At 53.5% G+C, this 4,389-nt stretch carries 7 protein-coding genes; all 7 read left to right on the top strand.

The features are described 5' to 3' along the window. The coding region (locus AK963_RS25875) for a phage portal protein (protein WP_066018250.1) at window positions 1-707 on the top strand (707 nt) is incomplete at its 5' end. After that, on the top strand, window positions 682-1,737 hold the full coding sequence (locus tag AK963_RS25880) for a head maturation protease, ClpP-related (protein WP_066018251.1): 1,056 nt from the start codon (window positions 682-684) through the stop codon (window positions 1,735-1,737). The genes AK963_RS25875 and AK963_RS25880, both read left to right, overlap by 26 nt. A gap of 34 nt (window positions 1,738-1,771) precedes the next feature. Then, window positions 1,772-2,152: a head decoration protein gene (locus AK963_RS25885; RefSeq protein WP_066018252.1), complete on the top strand. Its 381-nt coding sequence runs from the start codon at window positions 1,772-1,774 to the stop codon at window positions 2,150-2,152. Further along, entirely contained in the window at window positions 2,149-3,144 is a 996-nt protein-coding gene (locus tag AK963_RS25890) for a major capsid protein (RefSeq protein WP_066018253.1), read from the top strand. The genes AK963_RS25885 and AK963_RS25890 overlap by 4 nt, the downstream gene beginning before the upstream one ends. Further along, a complete protein-coding gene (locus AK963_RS25895; RefSeq protein WP_066018254.1) occupies window positions 3,129-3,422 on the top strand; it encodes a hypothetical protein in 294 nt (97 codons plus the stop codon). Before AK963_RS25890 ends, AK963_RS25895 begins: the two co-directional genes overlap by 16 nt. After that, a complete protein-coding gene (locus AK963_RS25900; protein ID WP_066018255.1) occupies window positions 3,412-4,008 on the top strand; it encodes a hypothetical protein in 597 nt (198 codons plus the stop codon). Before AK963_RS25895 ends, AK963_RS25900 begins: the two co-directional genes overlap by 11 nt. Next, window positions 3,986-4,389: hypothetical protein (locus AK963_RS25905; RefSeq protein WP_139117668.1), on the top strand; the 404-nt coding region annotated here is incomplete at its 3' end. The genes AK963_RS25900 and AK963_RS25905, both read left to right, overlap by 23 nt.

The following is a 4,389-nucleotide window of genomic DNA, read 5'->3' on the forward strand; positions in this document are numbered from 1 at the left end:
AGCCCGCTCCGGATGGTGAAAAGGTGGATCCATTAACCGGTCGGCCTATTGTTTATGATCTGCAAGGTGTGCCCATGGTGGCAATGGAGCCTGGCACGATGCAGGAACTCTCGCCGGGGGAGGAGATTACCTTCAATACGCCACCGGGTGCCGCCAGCAATTATCCCGATTTTATCCGTCAGCAATTAATGGCCGTTGCAGCAGGTATTGGGCTGCCTTATGAAATTCTGTCCGGCGATATGAAAGGCGTCAGTGACCGGGCATTACGGGTAGTTCTGAATGAGTTCCGCCGACGCATTCAGCAAATTCAGCACAATCAATTGGTGTTCCAGTTCTGTCGACCGATCTGGAATCGCTGGCTGGAGATGGCCGTACTCAGCGGGGCTATCCATGCGCCCCGATTTCACAAAAACAAAGCCGATTATCGCCGGGTGAAATGGATACCCCAGGGCTGGCCCTATATGCATCCGGTTCAGGATATGCAGGCCCAGAACTTGGCTGTACGCAGTGGCTTCAAGTCCCGCTCTGAGGTGGTGTCTGAACAGGGCTATGACAGCGAACAGATTGATGACGAAATCGCTGCAGATAATCGTCGGGCCGATGAGCTGACCCTTCAGTACGACAGCGATGGCAGGCAGTCTTCGAAGGATCCTTCCACTACTGACAAGGACGAAAACAAGGATGAGCAAGAAACCGCTGAACAATAAGCCGTGGTACGAACTAAAGGGAATTAGGAGTGTCGCGGGAGGACAGGAGTCCGGAGCGACCACGCTGAAGAATCAGGCTAACCAAAATCAGCCAGCAGAGTTGCTGATTTATGATGTGATCGGCGACTGGGCAGGACTTTCCGCACGACAATTGGTGAATGACCTGAAGGGTCTTGATGCCAGTGAGATTACGGTTCGCATCAACAGCCCCGGTGGTTCTGTGTTTGATGGGATTGCCATCTACAACGCCCTGCGTCACCACAAGGCACATATCCATGTAAGGATTGAAGGGCTGGCAGCCAGCATTGCCAGCGTCATTGCCATGGCAGGGGACACCATCCATATGGCAGCCAATGCCCTGATGATGATTCACAACCCGTTTGGCTGGGTCGGCGGTGATGCCGAAGAGCTGCGCAAAGTGGCGGATATGCTGGACAAAACCACCGAGGTGATTGCCCAGACCTATGCGGCCAACTGTGGGCTGCAGGTCAGTGAAATCATCAACCTGATGAATGAGGAAACCTGGTTTACGGCCAGTGAAGCGGAAGGGCATGGTCTGGTGGATGTGGTGGAAGAAGCGGTACAACTGGCAGCGCACTTTGATCTCAGTGTCTTTAACCATGTGCCTAAGCCATTACTTCCTCCGTTCATTCCACCTTCTGAGCCGGAAGATGAAAATACGTCGGCTCATGCATTGGCGGTGATGTCATTGTGTAATAAAGCCGGTTATCCGGAAATGGCGGAAGACTTTATCCGCACTCATCAGGGGATCGAAGACGTTCAACGCCGTCTTTCCGAGTGTGAAACCATTAAATCTCTGTGTGCTGCTGCCCAGAACACGGATCGTGCCGCTGGCTTCATCCAGTCAGGCAAGTCGGCAGAGCAGGTCAGAACCGAATTGTTTGATTTGCTGACAAAGGAGGATGGCGTAGTGGATAACACCTTAACTCCAAATCAGCAGAATCAAACGATTAAGCCTCTTGTTGATACCCGGGCGGTATATCAGAAGCGAAATCAGGCCGTAGCCTAAAACCTCACCCCCTAATCTCAAAGGAACTGAAACCATGCCTGTCATGACAGAGCCGGTGCACACTGGTGAATTCATCGTGTCCGAAGGAAACAACAGCATCAGCCGGGAGAAGGTTGAACTGGCGGCGAATCTGACGCTGCTGCCCGGCACGGTGTTGGGTAAAAACACGGCCACCGCAGTTTATGGACCATTGGACCCGGCGGCAGACACTGGATTGCAGATGGCCGCCGGTGTGCTCTGGGATCACGTCACTACTGATGCAACCGGTGGAGAAGCGGTCATCATCGCCCGACTGGCAGAGGTGCATCAGGACCTGTTGGTCTGGCCGGATGGCATCACTGCAGAACAACAAGTCACGGCCACCGAAGAGCTGGCCTCACTGGATATTATTTTACGACAGGGAGAGCGCGCATGAGCCTGCTGGATATTTTTAATGACGATGCCTTCAGTCTGACCAGCCTGACGGCCACGTTAAACGATCTGCCCTACAAACCGGGGCGCATTGGTGAACTCGGTCTGTTTACCGAAAGCGGCATCAATACCACCACCGCCATGGTGGAGTCTCGTAACGGGGAATTGATCCTGTTGCCTACCTCGGAGCGGGGAGCGCCAGCACCTCAAGCCAAAGGTGGTAAGCGGAAGGTGCGCAGTTTTGTCATTCCTCATATCCCTTATGACTCCACCATTGTGGCGGATGAAGTACGGAATGTTCGGGCCTTCGGCTCCGAGAGTTCTCTGGAAGGGGTGAGGACGGTAGTCAATCAACGGCTGTCAGAGATGAATGCCAACCACGAGGTGACCCTGGAGCATTTGCGGCTGGGAGCCATCAAAGGTCAGATTCTCGATTCTGATGGCTCATCCGTGATTTATGACCTGTTTCAGGAGTTTGGCGTCAGCCAACAGACGCATACCTTCAAGTTCAGCGATGCAGCCACTGACGTTCGCATTCAGTGTGTGAAGCTGCGCCGGAAAGTGGATCAGGCTCTGGGCGCTCAGCCTTATTCAGGGCTCAGAGCGTTTTGCGGTGCTGACTTCTACGATGCACTGGTTGGTCACGATTATGTGAAGGATGCCTACCACCGTTACCAGGACAGTGCCTTACTGCGCAATGACCCCAAATCCGGGTTCCGCTTCGGCGATATTGATTGGGAAGAGTATCGGGGGCAGGTGGGCAATGTTCCCTTCATCAAGGCTGATGAGGCGTATGTTATTCCGGAGGGCACCGGTATCTTCCGCACCTGGTTTGCTCCAGCAGACTTTATCGAAACGGTGAACACCATTGGCTTGCCGAGGTACGCCAAACAGAAAATCCTCGACTTTGATAAAGGTGTCCAGCTGCACACTCAGTCCAACCCGCTGCCGATCTGCCTGAAGCCTCGGGCGGTGATTCAATGCAAGATGAACTGAGTGAACTGAACCGGCAGGTGCTGGCTACCTTTGGGCAGCCGGTGATGGTCTTTCGGGGAGCCTCTCTTTTCTCAGAAACCCGGGGCATCATCTCCAAAGCGCTGGTGCCTGCCGGTCAGTATGAAGCGGTTTTGCAAACGGTCACGTCCATTACGTTGCCAGCGAGCCTCAAATTGCAGCGTGGCGATGAAGTCCAGTCCGCAGATCAGCAATGGACGGTTGACCGGAAACTGAAAGACGATGGTCAGCTGACCTGGTGGGGGCTCCATGGAGCTTGATCTGGAGCTGGACAGTACCATTGATGAACTCATTGAACAGTTCGATCATGCGCCTGAGAAAGTCAGCAAAGCGATTGCTCGATCACTACGCAAGCTCTCACGGTTTGCCGAACGACGCGTATTGCGTGAGTTGGCCAGACAGCAGAGTATCTCTCAAAAAGTGCTGAAATCCCTGGGGCGGGTGAGAGTATCTCTGTATCAGCCTGGCGATCGGGCAGGGCAGAATTACAGCCTGATCATCTGGATAGGGGCTTTGGATATACCGGCGCATTATCTGGGCAATCCCATCCAGACCAGAAGCGGCGTCCGAACCGGCCGTCGTTTTTGGGAGGGTGCCTTTTTGATGCGCCCTGTCAACGCCACTCACTCCATGGTGTTTGAGCGGAAAGACACCTGGCAGCATAAATTCCAGCGTTCCAAAAAATCGGGTCGTATGATGTGGATGGGATTGCCGTTGGAAAAGAAAGAAGTTGGTATCTGGGATTCAGCCAGTGCCGTATTACATAAGCTGGAGTCGGTGCTTCTGGATCGGTTCACTACCTTGATGGAGCAGGAGCTCAACTATGCCTTCAACATCGAGTCCTGAAGCCAGAATTGTTGAAGCGCTGGTTTATCGCCTGACGGAAGTCACTCCTACCGTTTTATTGGGTTACCCCGCACTGGGGTTGGATGAGGAACTACCCAAGCCTGCCATTCTGGTTCAGTTGGAATCACTCCAGGAGCAGGAGCGGCAGGGGCGTCGGGTCAAGATGCAGATGAATCTGAATATCAGCATTGTCATCAAAACCGATGAAGACAGTACCTATGTACTGATGGATCTGACCCGCTCAATCAGAGCGTTATTCACCACGGGGGAGCGGTTGGTACCGGAGGCCCGTAACACCCAGTTCAGTGAAACCCAGTTTGATATCGCCCCCAATCATGGCCAACTCTCCTTTGCAGATATCCAGCTGACCATTGACGTCAT

Source organism: Endozoicomonas atrinae, assembly GCF_001647025.1.
Lineage (GTDB): Bacteria > Pseudomonadota > Gammaproteobacteria > Pseudomonadales > Endozoicomonadaceae > Endozoicomonas > Endozoicomonas atrinae.